This window comes from Acidovorax sp. NB1 (assembly GCF_005405905.1).
Lineage (GTDB): Bacteria > Pseudomonadota > Gammaproteobacteria > Burkholderiales > Burkholderiaceae_C > Acidovorax.
Genome location: NZ_BJHU01000030.1, coordinates 287,076 through 302,550, shown reverse-complemented (window position 1 = coordinate 302,550; position 15,475 = coordinate 287,076). Strand labels below are relative to the sequence as shown.

General features: G+C 66.1%; 12 protein-coding genes. 8 read left to right on the top strand and 4 right to left on the bottom strand.

Translation table 11 applies throughout. The annotated features are described in order from the left end of the window. Nucleotides 1–421: 421 nt before the first annotated feature. Together egtD and egtB are read left to right on the top strand one after the other, a co-directional pair. Nucleotides 422–1,342 carry an L-histidine N(alpha)-methyltransferase gene (egtD, locus tag AvAM_RS16605; RefSeq protein ID WP_137748077.1) on the top strand — a complete coding sequence of 307 codons (921 nt, stop codon included), beginning with the start codon at nucleotides 422–424 and terminating at the stop codon, nucleotides 1,340–1,342. An 11-nt stretch (nucleotides 1,343–1,353) separates the two neighbouring features. Further along, on the top strand, nucleotides 1,354–2,604 hold the full coding sequence (gene egtB, locus AvAM_RS16600; RefSeq protein WP_137748076.1) for an ergothioneine biosynthesis protein EgtB: 1,251 nt from the start codon (nucleotides 1,354–1,356) through the stop codon (nucleotides 2,602–2,604). 21 nt (nucleotides 2,605–2,625) lie between these two features. Here the strand turns inward: egtB and AvAM_RS16595 are convergent, their stop codons facing one another. The 3 genes from AvAM_RS16595 to AvAM_RS16585 form a co-directional block, all read right to left on the bottom strand. Then, the gene (locus tag AvAM_RS16595) at nucleotides 2,626–3,087 is read right to left on the bottom strand and encodes an energy transducer TonB (RefSeq protein WP_137748075.1); all 462 of its coding nucleotides are present in this window, start codon (nucleotides 3,085–3,087) and stop codon (nucleotides 2,626–2,628) included. Nucleotides 3,088–3,170: 83 nt separating this feature from the next. Beyond that, on the bottom strand, nucleotides 3,171–4,454 hold the full coding sequence (locus AvAM_RS16590) for an O-acetylhomoserine aminocarboxypropyltransferase/cysteine synthase family protein (RefSeq protein ID WP_137748074.1): 1,284 nt from the start codon (nucleotides 4,452–4,454) through the stop codon (nucleotides 3,171–3,173). Between the two features lie 204 nt (nucleotides 4,455–4,658). Continuing rightward, nucleotides 4,659–6,692, bottom strand: coding sequence for a U32 family peptidase (locus AvAM_RS16585; protein ID WP_137748073.1), 2,034 nt, complete (start codon nucleotides 6,690–6,692; stop codon nucleotides 4,659–4,661). Between the two features lie 199 nt (nucleotides 6,693–6,891). Between AvAM_RS16585 and AvAM_RS16580 the strand changes: the two genes are divergently transcribed. The 4 genes from AvAM_RS16580 (at nucleotide 6,892) to AvAM_RS16565 (ending at nucleotide 11,083) form a co-directional block, all read left to right on the top strand. Further along, nucleotides 6,892–8,046 carry a branched-chain amino acid ABC transporter substrate-binding protein gene (locus AvAM_RS16580; protein ID WP_137748072.1) on the top strand — a complete coding sequence of 385 codons (1,155 nt, stop codon included), beginning with the start codon at nucleotides 6,892–6,894 and terminating at the stop codon, nucleotides 8,044–8,046. A 258-nt stretch (nucleotides 8,047–8,304) separates the two neighbouring features. Further along, complete coding sequence (locus AvAM_RS16575) at nucleotides 8,305–8,556, top strand: hypothetical protein (protein ID WP_137748071.1); 252 nt, start codon at nucleotides 8,305–8,307, stop codon at nucleotides 8,554–8,556. Between the two features lie 58 nt (nucleotides 8,557–8,614). Then, nucleotides 8,615–10,045, top strand: coding sequence for a tRNA adenosine(34) deaminase TadA (gene tadA, locus AvAM_RS16570; RefSeq protein ID WP_137748070.1), 1,431 nt, complete (start codon nucleotides 8,615–8,617; stop codon nucleotides 10,043–10,045). A gap of 54 nt (nucleotides 10,046–10,099) precedes the next feature. Then, on the top strand, nucleotides 10,100–11,083 hold the full coding sequence (locus tag AvAM_RS16565) for an LD-carboxypeptidase (RefSeq protein WP_137748069.1): 984 nt from the start codon (nucleotides 10,100–10,102) through the stop codon (nucleotides 11,081–11,083). A 49-nt stretch (nucleotides 11,084–11,132) separates the two neighbouring features. Here the strand turns inward: AvAM_RS16565 and AvAM_RS16560 are convergent, their stop codons facing one another. Beyond that, the gene (locus tag AvAM_RS16560; protein WP_137748068.1) at nucleotides 11,133–11,495 is read right to left on the bottom strand and encodes a hypothetical protein; all 363 of its coding nucleotides are present in this window, start codon (nucleotides 11,493–11,495) and stop codon (nucleotides 11,133–11,135) included. A 378-nt stretch (nucleotides 11,496–11,873) separates the two neighbouring features. On the opposite strand from AvAM_RS16560, the gene AvAM_RS16555 reads away from it, so the two are divergent. After that, nucleotides 11,874–12,803, top strand: coding sequence for an adenylate/guanylate cyclase domain-containing protein (locus AvAM_RS16555; protein WP_171012269.1), 930 nt, complete (start codon nucleotides 11,874–11,876; stop codon nucleotides 12,801–12,803). A 107-nt stretch (nucleotides 12,804–12,910) separates the two neighbouring features. After that, nucleotides 12,911–15,457, top strand: coding sequence for a penicillin acylase family protein (locus AvAM_RS16550; protein ID WP_137748067.1), 2,547 nt, complete (start codon nucleotides 12,911–12,913; stop codon nucleotides 15,455–15,457). Nucleotides 15,458–15,475: the final 18 nt, after the last annotated feature.

Genomic DNA, 15,475 nt, shown 5'->3' with positions numbered 1-15,475 from the left:
CCCCTGCCGCAGCAGGCGCCGCCGCGTGGGCCCTGTGGCCGGGCCAGGGGGGGTTGCGGGGGCAGAAAGCGGGCTGGATGGCCAGAGACTCGGGCGGATAGGCATGGGCACTCCTGCTGAGGGGTAGACACAGCGGCGTTGGAGCAAGGCGCCGGGCGAAAGTGCCCGGCCATTTGACCACTTGCTGGTCCATTGTGGGGTGGAGCGCCAGGCCTTGCCGACTGGCGCGCGGGCGCTGCCTGCCCACGGTGTGCACACAATGTCATTCAGGCGGCGCACAATGGCCGACTGGCGGTAAGGTTGTTGTATGCCCCCGCCCGGGCGCGGGATGGTCTGCGGGGGAGCGCACAGGGCTCCAGGGCGGTCCCGTTGGATGAACCAGCGGTGCATATGCGCCGCGCGAGACACCTCGACACAACCCATGCCTTTGCCCAGCCCCACAGACGACATCACGCGTGGCCTGAACCAGCGGCCCGCGCGCATTTCGCCCAAGTATTTCTACGACCAGCACGGCTCCCGTTTGTTCGAGGAAATCACCCGTCTGCCCGAGTACTACCCCACCCGCACCGAAACTACGCTCATGCACCAGCACGCGGCCGACATCGCCCGCGCCGTGGGCGTGGGGCGCACGCTGGTCGAGCTGGGCGCAGGCAACTGCCAGAAGGCCCGCACCCTGTGCAGGCTGGTGCAGCCCGCCTGTTTTGTGGGGGTGGATATCTCGGCCGACTTTCTGCAGGCGGCAGTGCAGGGCCTGCGCGACGACTTCCCTGGTCTCGATGCGCGGGCCGTGGGCGGCGACATGACGCAGGGCGTGGCCCTGCCTGACGACATTCCGCGCACCGGGCGGCTGGTGTTCTACCCGGGTTCATCCATCGGCAACTTTGACCCGCCCCATGCGCTGGACCTGCTGACCCACATGCGCGAGCTGATCGACGACGACGGTGGCCTGCTGATTGGCATCGACCTGCCCAAGGACGTGGACGTGCTCGAAGCCGCGTACGACGATGCGGCGGGCGTGACGGCCGCCTTCAACCGCAACGTGCTCCGGCATGTGAACCGGCTCATCGGCAGCGACTTCGATGTGGAGCAGTGGCAGCACCGCGCTTTCTTCAACCAGGGCGAGTCGCGCATCGAGATGCACCTGGAGGCCATGGCGGACTTTGACGTGCACTGGCCCGGCGGGGGCCGCCGGTTTGACCAGGGCGAGCGCATCCACACCGAGAACAGCTACAAGTACCCCCTGCGCGTGTTCACAGACATGCTGGAGCGCGCCGGGTTCTCACAAGCCCAGGCGTGGACCGACGACCGTGGCTGGTTTGCCGTGGTGCACGCCAGGCCCTGAAGGTTTTTTGTATGACCAATATGGATTTTGGCGCTTCGCTCACCGTGCTGCTGTCGCGCTATGCCGCCGTGCGGGGGCACACCCGCGCGCTGGTCGCGCCCCTGTCGGCCGAGGACTGCGGTGCGCAGTCCATGCCGGACGCCAGCCCCGCCAAATGGCACCTCGCGCACACCACCTGGTTCTTCGAGACCTTTGTGCTGGAGCCCAACGAGCCGGGCTTTGCGCCGTTCAACCCGGCTTTCCGCGTGCTGTTCAACTCCTACTACAACGGTGTGGGTGCCAAGCACCCGCGCCCGCAGCGGGGGCTGCTCACCCGGCCTTCACTGGAGGAGGTGCTGGCCTACCGTGCCAACGTGGACCAGCGCATGGCGCGCCTGCTGCCCACCGTGCAGGACAACGCAGCGCTGTGCGCGCTGATCGAGCTGGGCCTGCAGCACGAGCAGCAGCACCAGGAGCTTTTGGTGACGGACATCAAGCACCTGCTGTCGTGCAACCCCACACATCCGGCGTACGGAACCGATGCCGACAAGGCCGGGGACCTTACCCTGGCGCCAGCGCAAGCACCTTTTGGGTGGTTGATGCTGGAGGGCGGATTGGTGGACATCGGCCATCGCGGTGATGGCTTTGCCTTCGACAACGAAGCGCCCCGCCACCGCACCTACCTGGCCCCGTACGCGCTGGCTTCGCGGCTGGTGACCAACGCGGAATGGATGGCGTTCGTGGAGGGCGGGGGCTATGGCAACCCTGTCCATTGGCTGGCCGAAGGCTGGGACTGGCGTGTGGCGCAGGGCCTGGACCACCCCCTGTACTGGCATCGACCGGACGGTGGCGCCTGGCACCAGTTCACCTTGGCCGGTTTGCAGCCCTTGGACGGTGGGCTGCCGGCAGTCCATCTGTCTTACTACGAGGCGGACGCCTATGCGCGCTGGGTGGGTGCACGCTTGCCCACCGAAACCGAATGGGAGCATGCGGCGCTAGCCTCCGGGGCCGGTGGAGCGGATAGCTCAGATGGGCAGGCCCTGGAGCAGCTCTTCGGCAGCGCCTGGCAATGGACGCAGTCCAGCTATGCCGCCTACCCTGGCTTTCGCGCGGCCAACGGCGCCGTGGGCGAATACAACGGCAAGTTCATGGTCAACCAGTATGTGTTGCGCGGCAGCTCGTGCGCTACGCCGCCGGGGCACGCACGCAGCACCTACCGCAATTTCTTCCCTGCCACGGCACGCTGGCAATACAGTGGCCTGCGCCTTGCGCGTGACGTGTGACGCATGAGTGGCGTTACCGCGCTATCTGACGCGCTCAGGGTCCATGCGGAAGGTGTGCTGCAGGATGAGACGGGCAGGTTCCCCGTTGCGTAGCAGTGGGGCAAATTTCCAGCGGCGCACCGCGTCGATCGCTGGCTTGTGCAGGGCATCATCCCCCGTGCCCGACAGCACGCGAACAGTGCCGACCAGCCCGCTGGGCATGATTTCGAACGACACCGTCACATCGCCGCGTGCTTGGAGCGAGGTGTCATTCAGCAGGAAGGACGGGTAGCGCGGTGGCGGCGCCTCCAGCAGCGTCAAAGGCGCATCCAGCGGAGGCGACACCTGCTTTTGCAACAGTTGCTCGTCTTGCTTCTGGCGGAAACTGGCGACGTGGGAATCGGTCACATCCGCTCCGCGCGGCGGAATGGATGGGGTGGAGCTGCAGCCGGTCAGTAGCAGCAGGCCGAGAGTGATCGGTGCAAGAGGGGATAGGCGGGACATGGCGATCTTGAATCAGGGCACCCCGCGATCTGCGGGGCAGGCCCTCCAGTATCCCGCAACCGGGGTCGGCGGTTGCCGATGGTTCAGACAGCGTCGAGTGCCTGCACCAGGTCAGCCTGCAGGTCATCGATGTGCTCAATGCCCACCGACAGGCGCACCATGCTTTCGCTCACGCCCGCCTTGGCCAGCTCTTCGGGGTTGAGCTGGCGGTGGGTGGTGGACGCCGGGTGCGTCGCCAGCGACTTCGCATCGCCGATGTTCACCAAGCGCGTGAAGAGCTGCAGCGCATCGAGGAAGCGCGCCCCGGCTGCGCGCGGGTTCGCATCAGAGCTCTTGAGGCCAAAGCTCAAAATGCCCGATGCCTTGCCGCCCGACTGCCGCTGCACCAGCGCGTGGTCCGGGTGGTCGGGCAGGCCCGCGTAGCGCACCCATTCCACCTTGGGGTGGCTTTGCAGGTACTTTGCGAGCGCCAGTGTGTTGTCGCAGATGCGGTCCATGCGCAGGGCCAGGGTCTCAATGCCTTGCAGGATCAGGAATGCACTTTGCGGCGACAGCGCCGCACCCGTGTTGCGCAGCGGCACCACGCGCGCGCGGCCGATGAAGGCGGCGGGGCCCAGTGCCTCGGTGTAGACCACGCCGTGGTAGCTCACGTCGGGCTCGTTCAGGCGCGGGAAGCGGGCCTTGTGTTCGGCCCACGGGAACTTGCCGCTGTCCACGATGGCGCCGCCCACGCTGTTGCCGTGGCCGCCCAGGTACTTGGTGAGCGAATGCACCACGATGTCGGCGCCGTGCTCGATGGGGCGCAGCAGGTAGGGGCTGGGCACCGTGTTGTCCACAATCAGCGGGATGCCGTGCGCATGGGCCACATCGGCCAGCGCGCGGATGTCGGTCACGTTGCCCAGCGGGTTGCCGATGGACTCGATAAAGATAGCCTTGGTGCGCGCGTCGATGTGCTGCGCGAAGCTGGCCGGATCGCGCGGGTCGGCAAACCGGGTGATGATGCCTTGCTGCGGCAGGGTGTGGGCAAACAGGTTGTAGGTGCCGCCATACAGCGTGCTGGCCGACACGATGTTGTCGCCCGCCTCGGCGATGGTCTGGATGGCGTAGGTGATGGCCGCCATGCCCGAGGCCACGGCCAGCGCGGCGATGCCGCCTTCGAGCGCCGCGACGCGCTTTTCGAGCACGTCGGTCGTGGGGTTCATGATGCGGGTGTAGATGTTGCCCGGCACCTTCAGATCGAACAAGTCCGCGCCATGCTGAGCGCTGTCAAACGCGTAAGCCACCGTCTGGTAGATCGGCACGGCCACGGCCTTGGTGGTGGGGTCGGGGCTGTAGCCAGCGTGGACGGCAAGGGTTTCGATCTTCATGCGGACGTTTCTCCTGGTGGCAAGAATGGGGACAGCAGGCGCTGTGCGGGGCCGCCTCCACGTGCATTGCAGGGCGGCGGCAGCCATTCTTGCACCGGAGCGGTGCGCGTGGGTCGAATCGTTGGCTATGAGCTTATGCGCAGTGCCTGCACGCGCTTTGAGCATGTTTTTGGGCTCTAGCGCTTATCTGGCAAGCGCAATAAGCTATGTTTTTGATAGCGTTTTGGGGTCAGGCCTTGTGCGGTAGAACTGCAGCGGCACGGCCAGCGCCTCCGTCTCCTTGGCGTGCTGGTTGAGCACCGATTTCTTCATCTTGCCCACCACATGCATCTCGCAGGGTTTGCAGTCAAAGCGCAGGGTGAGCTTTTCCTTGCCGTTGATCAGCATCAGCGGCTCGGCCTTGACGGTGCCTTGCACGCCCGTCACGCCCTTGGCCTGCTTGGGGCACAGGCTCATACTGAAGCGCACGCAGTGCTTGGTGATCATGAGGCTGACTTCGCCTTCCTCCTCGTGCGCCTCATAGGCGGCATCGATCACCTTCACGCCGTGGCGCACATAAAAGTCGTGCGCCTTGTGGTTGAACACGTTGCCCAGGAACGAGAGCGTGTCCTCAGGGTAGGGCGCAGGGGGCTCGACCGGCGTGGCACGCGGCAGGCGGGCAAAGTTGCGGGCACGGTTCGCCTCCAGGTCGGCCACCGCATCGCGGCGCAGCGCGTTGAGCACCGAGGCGGGCACGAACCAGGGTTGCGACAACTGCAGTGCAATGTCGTGCACCGCGAACACCGTCGCGCCAAAGCGGCCCAGTTGCTCGCGCAGGCTGGCCTCGGCCTTGGTGGCGTCGGTGGCGGGTTGATGCGGCTGCTGTACCTCGGCACAGCCCACGTTGCCGTCCTCGTCGGTCAGCATCAGGCTGAAGCCAGTGGGCGTCTCGCTCAGGTGTGCCCACAGGCCGATGCGGCGGTCGCTGGACTTCTTCTCCAGCGTGCGCACCCAGTCCATGTCGCGGTTGCGGTTGACTTCGGTGCCTTTGCGCAGGTCCTTGAAGCCCTCCATCGGGTCCTTGGGGTACACGCGCCACTGGCCCACGGACCGTGCCGACACGGGCTCGGCCACGTTGATGGCCATGCCCACCAGTTCCTTGTGCAGGTCGTAGTAGCAGAGGCCGTCGCCGTTGTGCAGCACGGTGGCGGGGTCACTCACTTCCAGCTCTACAAAGTCGGGGCCCACCTTGGTCACCCAGCCAATCGCCTGGCCCGGGTTCTTGGGGCTGTCGAAAGCGCCGATGTCTTCCTTGCGGCCGGTCACGAAGTAGTCGGTGAACTCGCGGTTGAAGTTCTGCAGCGGGTCGGGCGTGAAGGTGAAGGTGGTGGCGCCGCTGGACGAGCGCGACAGCGGACGGCCGGCGCTCTCGCGCTCTTCCAGGATCTCGTCGATCAGCGTGCGGTAGTGGGCGGTGATGTTCTTCACATAGCCCATGTCCTTGTAGCGCCCCTCGATCTTGAAGCTGCGCACGCCCGCGTCGATGAGGGCGCGCAGGTTGTCGCTCTGGTTGTTGTCCTTCATGCTCAGCACATGCTTGTCGTGCGCAATGAAGCGGCCCTGCGCGTCGGTCACCTGGTAGGGCAGGCGGCAGGCCTGGCTGCAGTCGCCGCGGTTGGCGCTGCGGCCGGTTTGCGCATGGCTGATGTTGCACTGGCCGCTGTAGGCCACGCACAGCGCGCCGTGGATGAAGAACTCGATGTTGGCGCGGCCGGGCGCATCCACTGGGCCTAGGGCCTTGTGCACGGCCGCAATTTGCTGCACCGTCAACTCGCGCGCCAGCACGATCTGCGACAGGCCTGCGTCCTGCAGAAAGCGGGCCTTTTCGGGCGTGCGGATATCGGTCTGGGTGCTCGCGTGCAGCTGGATGGGGGGCAGGTCGATTTCGAGCAGGCCCATGTCCTGGATGATCAGTGCGTCAGCGCCCGCCTCGTACACCTGCCAGGCCATCTGGCGCGCGGCCTCCAGTTCATCGTCGCGCAGGATGGTGTTGAGTGTGATGAAGATGCGGCTGTTGAAGCGGTGCGCGTGTTTCACCAGGCGCTCGATGTCCCGGATGTCGTTACCCGCGCTCGCGCGTGCGCCAAAGGCCGGGCCGCCGATGTAGACGGCATCGGCGCCGTGGTTGATGGCTTCGATGCCAATGTCGGCATCGCGGGCGGGGGAGAGCAGTTCGAGCTGGTGGGGCAGGAGAGACATGGGGCGTGATTATCCCAGCGTGCCCCGCAATATGCCTGGGGGAGGTCTGCCCATTAGCGTGGTTAATGCCGGAGCAAATTGCTAAGTTTGCATAGCAAGTGCAGCAAATGACCGCTGGCATGGCTAGGATGCTGGACTTGTTGTGTACAAGATCGGTGCACAACATGCCTGCTTTGACTGATTCTGGAGACCTCGTACCGTGCTTCGTCCTGCTTTTGCTTCCTCGCCCCTGTTCCGCATTTCTGCGCTGACCGCCATTGCGCTGGCCGCCAACTTGGCTTCTGCTCAGGACGTGCAAACCGTCAAGATCGCCCACGCGGGCCCCGTGTCGGGCGGCATTGCCCACATCGGCAAAGACACCGAAAACGGTGTGCGTCTGGCCATTGACGACCTGAACGCCCAGAACCTCGTCATCGGCGGCAAGAAGATCAAGTTTGAAATTGCGGCCGAAGACGACGCGGGCGACCCGCGCCAGGCCACTGCCGTGGCGCAGAAGCTGTGCGACCAGAAGGTCGCAGGCGTGGTGGGCCACCTGCAGTCGGGCACGTCCATTCCTGCATCGGCCGTCTACGCCAAGTGCGATCTGCCGCACATCACGGCCTCGGCTTCCAACCCCGACCTGACCAAGCCCGGCCACAAGACCACCTTCCGCCTGATCGCCAACGACAACGCGCTGGGCGCAGCGCTGGCGCTGTTTGGCGCAGACCACCAGAAGCTCAAGAGCGTGGCCATCATCGACGACCGCACGGCCTACGGCCAGGGCGTGGCCTCGGTCTTCAAGGCCACGGCGCAACAAAAGGGCCTGAAGGTGGTGGCCGAGGAGTTCACCAACGACAAGGCCACCGACTTCATGGCCATCCTCACCGCCATCAAGAACAAGAAGCCCGACGCGATCTTCTACGGTGGTCTGGACGCGCAGGCGGGCCCCATGCTGCGCCAGATGGAGCAGCTGGGCCTGGGCAACGTGAAGTATTTTGGTGGCGACGCGCTGTGTACCGAAAAGCTGCCCGAGCTGTCGGGCAAGACCCCGGCCCTGAAGAACGTGACCTGCGCCACCGGCGGTGCATCGGTGGACAAGATGCAAGGCGGCTCGGACTGGAAGAAGCGCTACGACGCCAAGTTCCCCGGCCAGTTCCAGATCTACAGCCCCTACGCCTATGACGCCGCCATGGTGCTGGCCGACGCGATGAAGCGCGCCAACTCGGTGGACCCCAAGGTGTTCACACCGTTCCTGGCCAAGACCGAATACAAGGGCGTGACCGCCAACATCGCGTTCACCAGCAAGGGCGAGCTGACGACGCCCGCCGTGACGCTCTACACCTTCAAGGACGGCAGCCGCGTGGCGCTGAACTGAGAGGGGGAGAACTTTCTACTGCGTGGCCGCCATGCGTCGTTGGGCGGTGCTCGGAATCCTCACGTACAGGCAGTACGCTCCGGTTCCTGCGCTCCGTCCGCCTAGCCTGGCAGCCGCTCGCTACAAAAGTTCACTCCCTCTGTGGCCTTTGCGCTGCACCTGACGGCCGCCGCGAGCGGCCGTTTTTGCGTGCGGGGTTTGCCTTTACAGTCGGGCGCGTAGCAAAGGGGCTGTTGTTGCCCAACAAGGAGCAGGCTTATGCGCGCAGTGTTTGGATTGGTCGGGCTGGTCGTGGTGCTGGCCATCGTGGGCCTGCTGGCCAAGAAGCAGTTGTCTGCCACGCGTGCGCCGGTGCCCGCGCTGCAGTCAGCGGCGCCCGGGGCCGCTCCCGCATCGGCACCCCCAGCCACCGTGCGTGAGCAAAGCCAGCAGGTGCAGCAACAGGTCAAGCAGCAAATGGAAGGCCTGATGCAGCAGGCCCGCCCCATGCCCGAGGATGCCGCTAAATAGTGAATAAAAATGGCCGCTTCCGCCCGGCTGTATTCATTTTATTGCTATCAATATTGAAATGACGGGCGAAAACCCTGACGACACCCACTGGATGCGCCTGGCCTTGGCCGAGGCGCAGGCGGCCGCGCAGGCGGGCGAGGTGCCCGTGGGCGCCATTGTGGTGAAGGACGGCCAGGTGATCGCCACAGGCCGCAATGCCCCGGTGCAGGGCCACGACCCCACGGCCCACGCCGAGATCGTGGCGCTGCGCGCGGCGGCCCAGCGCCTCGCCAACTACCGCCTGGACGGCTGCAGCCTGTATGTGACGCTGGAGCCCTGCGCCATGTGCAGCGGCGCCATGCTGCATGCACGCCTGGCGCGGGTGGTGTATGGCGCCACGGAGCCCAAGACGGGTGCGGCAGGCTCGGTGCTCAACCTGTTTGGCCATGCCGAGATCAACCACCAGACCGAGGTGCTGGGCGGCGTGCTGGCCGAAGAATGTGGCAGCTTGCTGAGCCACTTTTTTGTGCAGCGCCGCCGCCAGCAGCGCACCGAGGCGCTGGCCCGCCACCCGCTGCGCGACGATGCCCTGCGCACGCCCGATGCGGCGTTTGTGGACTTGCCGGGCTACCCCTGGGCGCCGCAGTACATGAGCGACCTGCCCAGTCTGGCGGGCCTGCGTTTGCACTATCTGGACGAGGGCCCGCCAGACCCGATGATTGCGCCCCGCACCTGGCTGTGCCTGCATGGCAACCCGGCCTGGAGTTACCTGTACCGCCGCATGCTGCCCGCCTTTCTGGCCGCAGGCGACCGCGTGGTGGCGCCCGACCTGATCGGCTTTGGCAAAAGCGACAAACCCAAGAAAGAGGGCGCCCACCAGTTCGAATGGCACCGCCAGGTGCTGATGGAGTTGATCGAACGGCTGGATCTGCGCAATGTGGTGCTGGTGGTGCAGGACTGGGGCGGTATTCTGGGCCTGACCCTGCCCATGGCGATGCCCGAGCGGTTCAACGGTTTGCTGGTGATGAACACCTTGCTGGCCACGGGTGACGTGCCCCTGCCCAAGGGTTTTGTGGACTGGCGCGCGATGTGCCGCGACAAACCGCTGTATGGGGTAGGGCGCTTGCTGGCGCGTGGCAACCCGCACCTGACGTCTGCCGAATGTGCGGCCTACGACGCGCCGTTCCCCGACAAAGGCTACCGCGCTGCGCTGCGCGCATTCCCGGAGCGCGTACCCGCCGCTACCGAAGATCCGGGCGCAGCCCTGTCGCGCGCGGCCCGCGAATTCTGGCAACACCAGTGGCAGGGCCAGAGCCTGATGGTGGTGGGCGCCCAGGACCCGGTGCTGGGCCTGCCCACCATGCGCGCCCTGCAGCAAACCATCCAGGGCTGTCCTGAACCCGTGGTGCTGCCAGATGCGGGGCACTTTGTGCAGGAGCACGGCGAGGCGATCGCTGCACGGGCTGTGGAATACTTCTCGTTTCCCGGTGCCAGCCGCCTCAGCGGCTGACGTGGCACCGGCCCCCTTTTTTGACGGAGCAGGCCCCCGGCGGGCCTGAGCGCTTTGCACGACCACGATCACGACCATTCGCAGTGCCACCACGACCACGGTCCCAAGCACATCTACATCTATTCGCCCTCCAGCGCTGTGCGCGACAAAGCGGCTTTCAAGCGCGGCCTGGCCCGCCTGAAGGCCCTGGGCCATGAGGTCGAGGTGGACACCGATGCGCTGGCCACCCACACGCGTTTTGCGGGCGACGACGAGACGCGGCTGGCGGCCATCCACCGCGCTGCTGCCAGTGGTGCCGATGTGGCGCTGATCTCGCGCGGGGGCTATGGCCTTACGCGCATCCTGCCGGGCATCCGCTACAAGGCAGTGGCCAAGGCCATCGAAAAGGGCACGCACTTTGTGGGGGTGAGCGACTTCACTGCCTTCCAGCTGGCCGTGCTGGCCAAGACCGGCGCCACTACCTGGGCGGGCCCCTCGCTGGGGGCTGACTTTGGCGTGGCGGGCGAGCCCGACGACATCATGGAAGCCTGCTTTGACGACCTGCTCACCGGCCACGGTGAAGGCACGGGCTGGCGCATGCACAACGAGAAGCCCCACGCCATCACGGGCAAGCCCGCCGTGCCCAACGCGTATGTGAAAAGCGCCACCCTGTGGGGCGGCAACCTGTCGGTGCTGGCCTCGCTGGTGGGCACGCCGTATCTGCCGCAGATCAAGGGCGGGGTGCTGTTCTTGGAGGATGTGCACGAGCATCCCTACCGCATCGAGCGCATGCTGACGCAGTTGCTGCACGCGGGCGTGCTGGCCCAGCAAAAGGCGGTGGTGCTGGGGCAGTTCACCAACTTCAAGCTGGCGCCGCACGACAAGGGCTACAAGCTGCAGTCGGTGGTGGACTGGCTGCGCAGCCAGATCAAGGCCCCGGTGCTGACCAACCTGCCGTTCGGGCATGTCGAGACCAAGGTGCTGCTGCCGGTGGGTGCAACGGTGTCGCTGTCGGTGGAGGCGCGGGATGCGCTGATCTACTGGGGGCACCAGCACTGACGCTGGTGGCTAAGCCCTGCTTCGCTGCGGGGCTGCCTGACGGCCGGGCTTAGTAATTGTGGAAGCGCGGCTCCTGCGGCACCTGGGGTGTGCGCAGTGACAGGGGTAGCTGCCCCTGGAAGAAGGGGGTGATGTGGTCCAGCACCTTTTGTGCAACCGCCTGCCCCCGCAAGAGCACCAGGGTTTGAAACAGGTCGGTGCGCAGATACCACAGCGCCTCGATGTCGCCCGCATACCGCAGCCGCATGTTCATGCGGGCCACCTCGCAGCCCGACAAACCCATCAGGCCCTGCAGCATGGCCTGGCGGACTTCCTCCAGCCCCTGGTCGCGCACCCAGGCCGTCGAAGACGGCTTGTCACGGCCCAGCAGGTCGTGCAGGTTGTTGCGGAGATTGGGTTTGTTCCAGCGCATGGGTGGGGCGCACAACGGTTTTTGTAACAGGGTCGGTCAAGTTAAGCGGGGGCGAGGATTGACGCAAGGGTCGTGCTCCTGTTTTTGCATAAAGACAACACGTCAGTCCTGTTTGTTGCGAACTTTTACGTATTTGGCGCGATGGCTTGCAGCTCCCTGACGCCGCATGGCGACGCCTGTGTTTTTGACTGGATGGGGAGGCCACCAGGCGGGTTGCATTCGTGCCCGGCTGCTTGGTGTCTGTCTGGTCGCGGGTGGGCTGGGATGCCTGGGCAGGGTCACAACCAGCAGTGGAGGATTGTTAACGCTTCGGTGGGTGCGTCTTCGTTGAGCTTGCACTAAACTGATTCACATGATGTTACTAATAGGCCATCGTTCATGAGTGTGCTGTCAACGGTGGTCTTCGCGGACATCTCGGGCAGCACCTCGTTGTATGAAACGCTGGGCAACGAGCGCGCCACGGAAGCCGTGACCCAGGTCACCCAGTGGATTGCCGACACCATAGAAACCCATGGCGGTCGGGTCGTCAAAAAGCTGGGGGATGGCGTGTTGTGCATTTTTGGCGATGCAGCCGCTGCGGTATCGGCCACCTCCACCATGCTTCGCCAGCACAACGAGCGGCTGGGCCGCTGGCCACAGCCGCTGCGCATGGACATCCGTGTGGGTGTGGCCAGTGGAGAGGTGCTGGATGTGGATGGCGACTGCTATGGAGATGCCGTCAACGTGGCCTCCCGCCTCTGCGAACGGGCCGGGCCCGCCGAGATCTGGGCCACCGAGACCACGGTGCTGCTCGCAGGCACCGCCCCCGATGCCTGGTACCGCAAGCTGGGCCTCATGGAAATCCGTGGCAAGGCCGAGGCGCTCATGCTCTACCACGTCGAGTGGCGCGAGGACGAGGCGCCAGACTCCCTCACCATGCAGGCCGCGCTGGTCAGCAGCTTTGCCCCGGTGGATTCGATCCTGGGGCAGATCCAGTTCTCGTGGCATGGCGTGAACATGTCGTTCACCTCGTCGGACGCCCCGGTGCATGTGGGGCGCGCCAACCATGCGCAGCTGTGCATCAACGACCCCCGGGTGTCGCGTCTGCATGCACGCATCGACTGGCGCAACAGCGGTTTTGTGCTCACCGACATGAGCAGCTTTGGCACCTGGGTGCGTTTTGACGGCAGCGACTCGCCCGTGCGGCTGCGCCGTGATGCCTGCATCCTGCACGGCACGGGGCAGATAGCGCTGGGGGTACCTTTCACCGAGCCCAGCGCGCCGGTCATGAGCTTCCAGGTGGTGGGCACCAGCGTGCACCTGGGCTGAACGCCGGGCATAAGGGGGTACAAGAGGGCGCAAGCTGTGTGCCCCAGCCCGCGCGTGCTGCGCATCGGGCCCCCTGGCAGTCAACACAACAACAGGAGACACAACACATGGCGTGGATGAAGCGGACGGCCGTTGGGCTGGTGGTGGTTGCCTTGCTGGCAGGCGCAGGGGCGGCTGTGTATGTGCAGCGCAGCTTTGCGGTGGTGGATGGAACGCTGCAAGTAGCTGGTCTGCGCGACGCGGTGCGCGTGCAGCGCGACCCGTCGGACGTGACCCATGTGCGCGCACAGACCCCGCAGGACGCCTGGTTTGCCATGGGCTATGTGCATGCCCAAGAACGCACCTGGCAGTTGGAATTCAACCGCCGCGTCATGCATGGCGAGCTGTCCGAGGTGTTTGGTTCCGCCACAGTCGAAACCGACAAGCTCATGCGCGCGCTCGACATCGCAGGCGTGGCCAAACGCCAGTACGCAGGCCTGCCCCAGTACGCCAAGGACGCGCTGCAGGCCTACAGCCAGGGCATCCATGCCTTCCACCAGAACCGCCCACAGGCGCTGCCGCCCGAGTTCCATGTGCTGGGCGTGCAGCCTGGCGGCGCACGGGGCGCGGTGTGGGAGCCCGAAGACAGCGTGGGTTGGGCGCTGATGATGGCGCTGGACCTGGGCGGCAACTGGGGCACCGAGTTTGCGCGCCTGTCGGTGGCGCGCACGCTCGATACCGACCGGCTCTGGCAGCTGATGCCACCCTATCCGGGCGAAAAGCGTGCGGCGTCGGCCGACCTGGCAGCGCTGTACCGCCAGCTGGGTGTGTACCGCGCAGCAGATGCGGGCTCCACCGCGGCAGCGCAGGACCGCACGGCCCAAACCGCCAGCCACACAGCAGGCGGCCCGTTGGCCCGCCAGATCAGCACCGGCATGCTGGCCTGGGCCGACGAGCTGACCCGCAACGCGGGCACCAACGAAGGCAAGGGCAGCAACAACTGGGTGCTGGCGGGCTCGCGCACAGTGAGCGGCAAACCTCTGCTTGCCAACGACCCGCACCTGGGCCTGTCGGCACCCGCCATCTGGTACTTTGCCGGGCTGCAGGCGCCTGCAGGGCAAGCCTCGGACGGCACGCCCATCGCAGCCATCGACGCGGTGGGCGCCACCTTGCCGGGCCTGCCTTTTGTGGTGCTGGGCCGCACCGGCAAGGTGGCCTGGGGCTTCACCAACACCGGCCCGGATGTGCAGGACCTGTACCTGGAGCAGATCAACCCCGCCGATGCCACGCAGTACCGCACGCCCGAAGGCTGGGCGCCGTTCACCATGCGCAAGGAGACCATCCGCGTCAAGGGCGCCGCCGACGTGGTGCTGCAGCTGCGCAGCACCCGCCACGGGCCGGTGCTGAGCGATGTGCAGAAGTCGCACGCCGAGGTGCTGGACCTGGGCAAATACGTGCTGGCGCTGCGCTGGAGCGCGCTGGACGACGACAACCAGACCGTGCTGGCGGGCTTCAAGACCAACCAGTCCCAAAGCGTGGACGAGCTCTTTGCAGGGCTGGCCCACTACCACTCGCCCATGCAGAGCGTGGTGGCGGCCGACGACCAGGGCAACATCCGCTTCAAGGCTGCTGGCCGTGTGCCGGTGCGCGATGCGGCCAACGATATCCGGGGCGTGGCGCCATCGCCCGGCTGGGATGCGCGCTACGACTGGAAGGGCTGGCTGCCCTACGAGCAGACCCCAGAAGATCGCGGCGACCGAGGCTGGGTGGCCACCGCCAACCAGCGCGTGACGGCCCCTGGCTACCCGCATTTCCTCACGCAGGACTGGGCCTTGCCCTACCGCTACGAGCGCATCGCGCAGCTCATTGAGGCGACCCCCAAGCACGACGCGGCCAGCATGCAGGCCATCCACCGCGACGTGGCCTCGCTTGCCACGCGGCGCTTGTTGCCGCACCTGCAGCAGGCGCAGTCCCCGCACACGCTGGCCGCCGCTGCGCAGAAAGAGCTTCAGGGTTTTGATGGCGTGATGGACGCGGGCCGGGCTGCTCCGTTGATCTTCGTGGCCTGGACGGACGAGCTGGCGCGGGGCCTCATCATCCCGCGCATTGGCGAAGACCGCTTCAAGGCCACCTACGGCAAGCGCGACTACCGTTCGGCGCTGGAGGGCATCCTGGAGCGCAACGACACCTGGTGGTGCCAGCCTGCGACCTGTGCCGAGCAATCCGCCGCTGCCCTGGGCCGTGCGCTCGACCGCCTGCAGGCTGCATACGGTGCAGACCCGGCTCAGTGGCGCTGGGGCGCTGCGCACCCTGCGCTCAGCGTGCACCGGCCTTTTGGCAATGTGCCCGCGCTGGCCCGCTTCTTTGACGTGAGCGTGCCATCGCACGGAGACTCGTACACCGTGAATGTGGGCCAGTACAACGCGGGCGAGGCCAAGGGCCCGTATGTGAACCGCCATGCCGCCTCGCTGCGCGCGGTGTACGACCTGGCCGATCTGGAACAGTCGCGCTTCATCTACCAGACGGGCCAGAGTGGCCTGGTGTTTTCGCCGCGCTACCGCGACATGAGCACCACCTGGGCCGACACCGGCTACCGCGCCCTGCAGCGCCAGCCCGCGCGCTGGGTGCACAGCCTCACGCTGGCCCCAGCAACCCTTCCCACCGCCGCGCGCTGAGGCCGCGGCAAGGACGCA

Excerpts from the sequence above, each read along its gene's own strand:
- AvAM_RS16550 (WP_137748067.1), top strand. The coding sequence starts at position 12,911 with ATGGCGTGGATGAAGCGGACGGCCGTTGGGCTGGTGGTGGTTGCCTTG.
- AvAM_RS16560 (WP_137748068.1), bottom strand. The coding sequence starts at position 11,495 with ATGCGCTGGAACAAACCCAATCTCCGCAACAACCTGCACGACCTGCTG.
- AvAM_RS16595 (WP_137748075.1), bottom strand. The coding sequence starts at position 3,087 with ATGTCCCGCCTATCCCCTCTTGCACCGATCACTCTCGGCCTGCTGCTA.
- egtD (WP_137748077.1), top strand. The coding sequence starts at position 422 with ATGCCTTTGCCCAGCCCCACAGACGACATCACGCGTGGCCTGAACCAG.
- AvAM_RS16590 (WP_137748074.1), bottom strand. The coding sequence starts at position 4,454 with ATGAAGATCGAAACCCTTGCCGTCCACGCTGGCTACAGCCCCGACCCC.
- AvAM_RS16575 (WP_137748071.1), top strand. The coding sequence starts at position 8,305 with ATGCGCGCAGTGTTTGGATTGGTCGGGCTGGTCGTGGTGCTGGCCATC.
- tadA (WP_137748070.1), top strand. The coding sequence starts at position 8,615 with ATGACGGGCGAAAACCCTGACGACACCCACTGGATGCGCCTGGCCTTG.
- egtB (WP_137748076.1), top strand. The coding sequence starts at position 1,354 with ATGACCAATATGGATTTTGGCGCTTCGCTCACCGTGCTGCTGTCGCGC.
- AvAM_RS16585 (WP_137748073.1), bottom strand. The coding sequence starts at position 6,692 with ATGTCTCTCCTGCCCCACCAGCTCGAACTGCTCTCCCCCGCCCGCGAT.
- AvAM_RS16555 (WP_171012269.1), top strand. The coding sequence starts at position 11,874 with ATGAGTGTGCTGTCAACGGTGGTCTTCGCGGACATCTCGGGCAGCACC.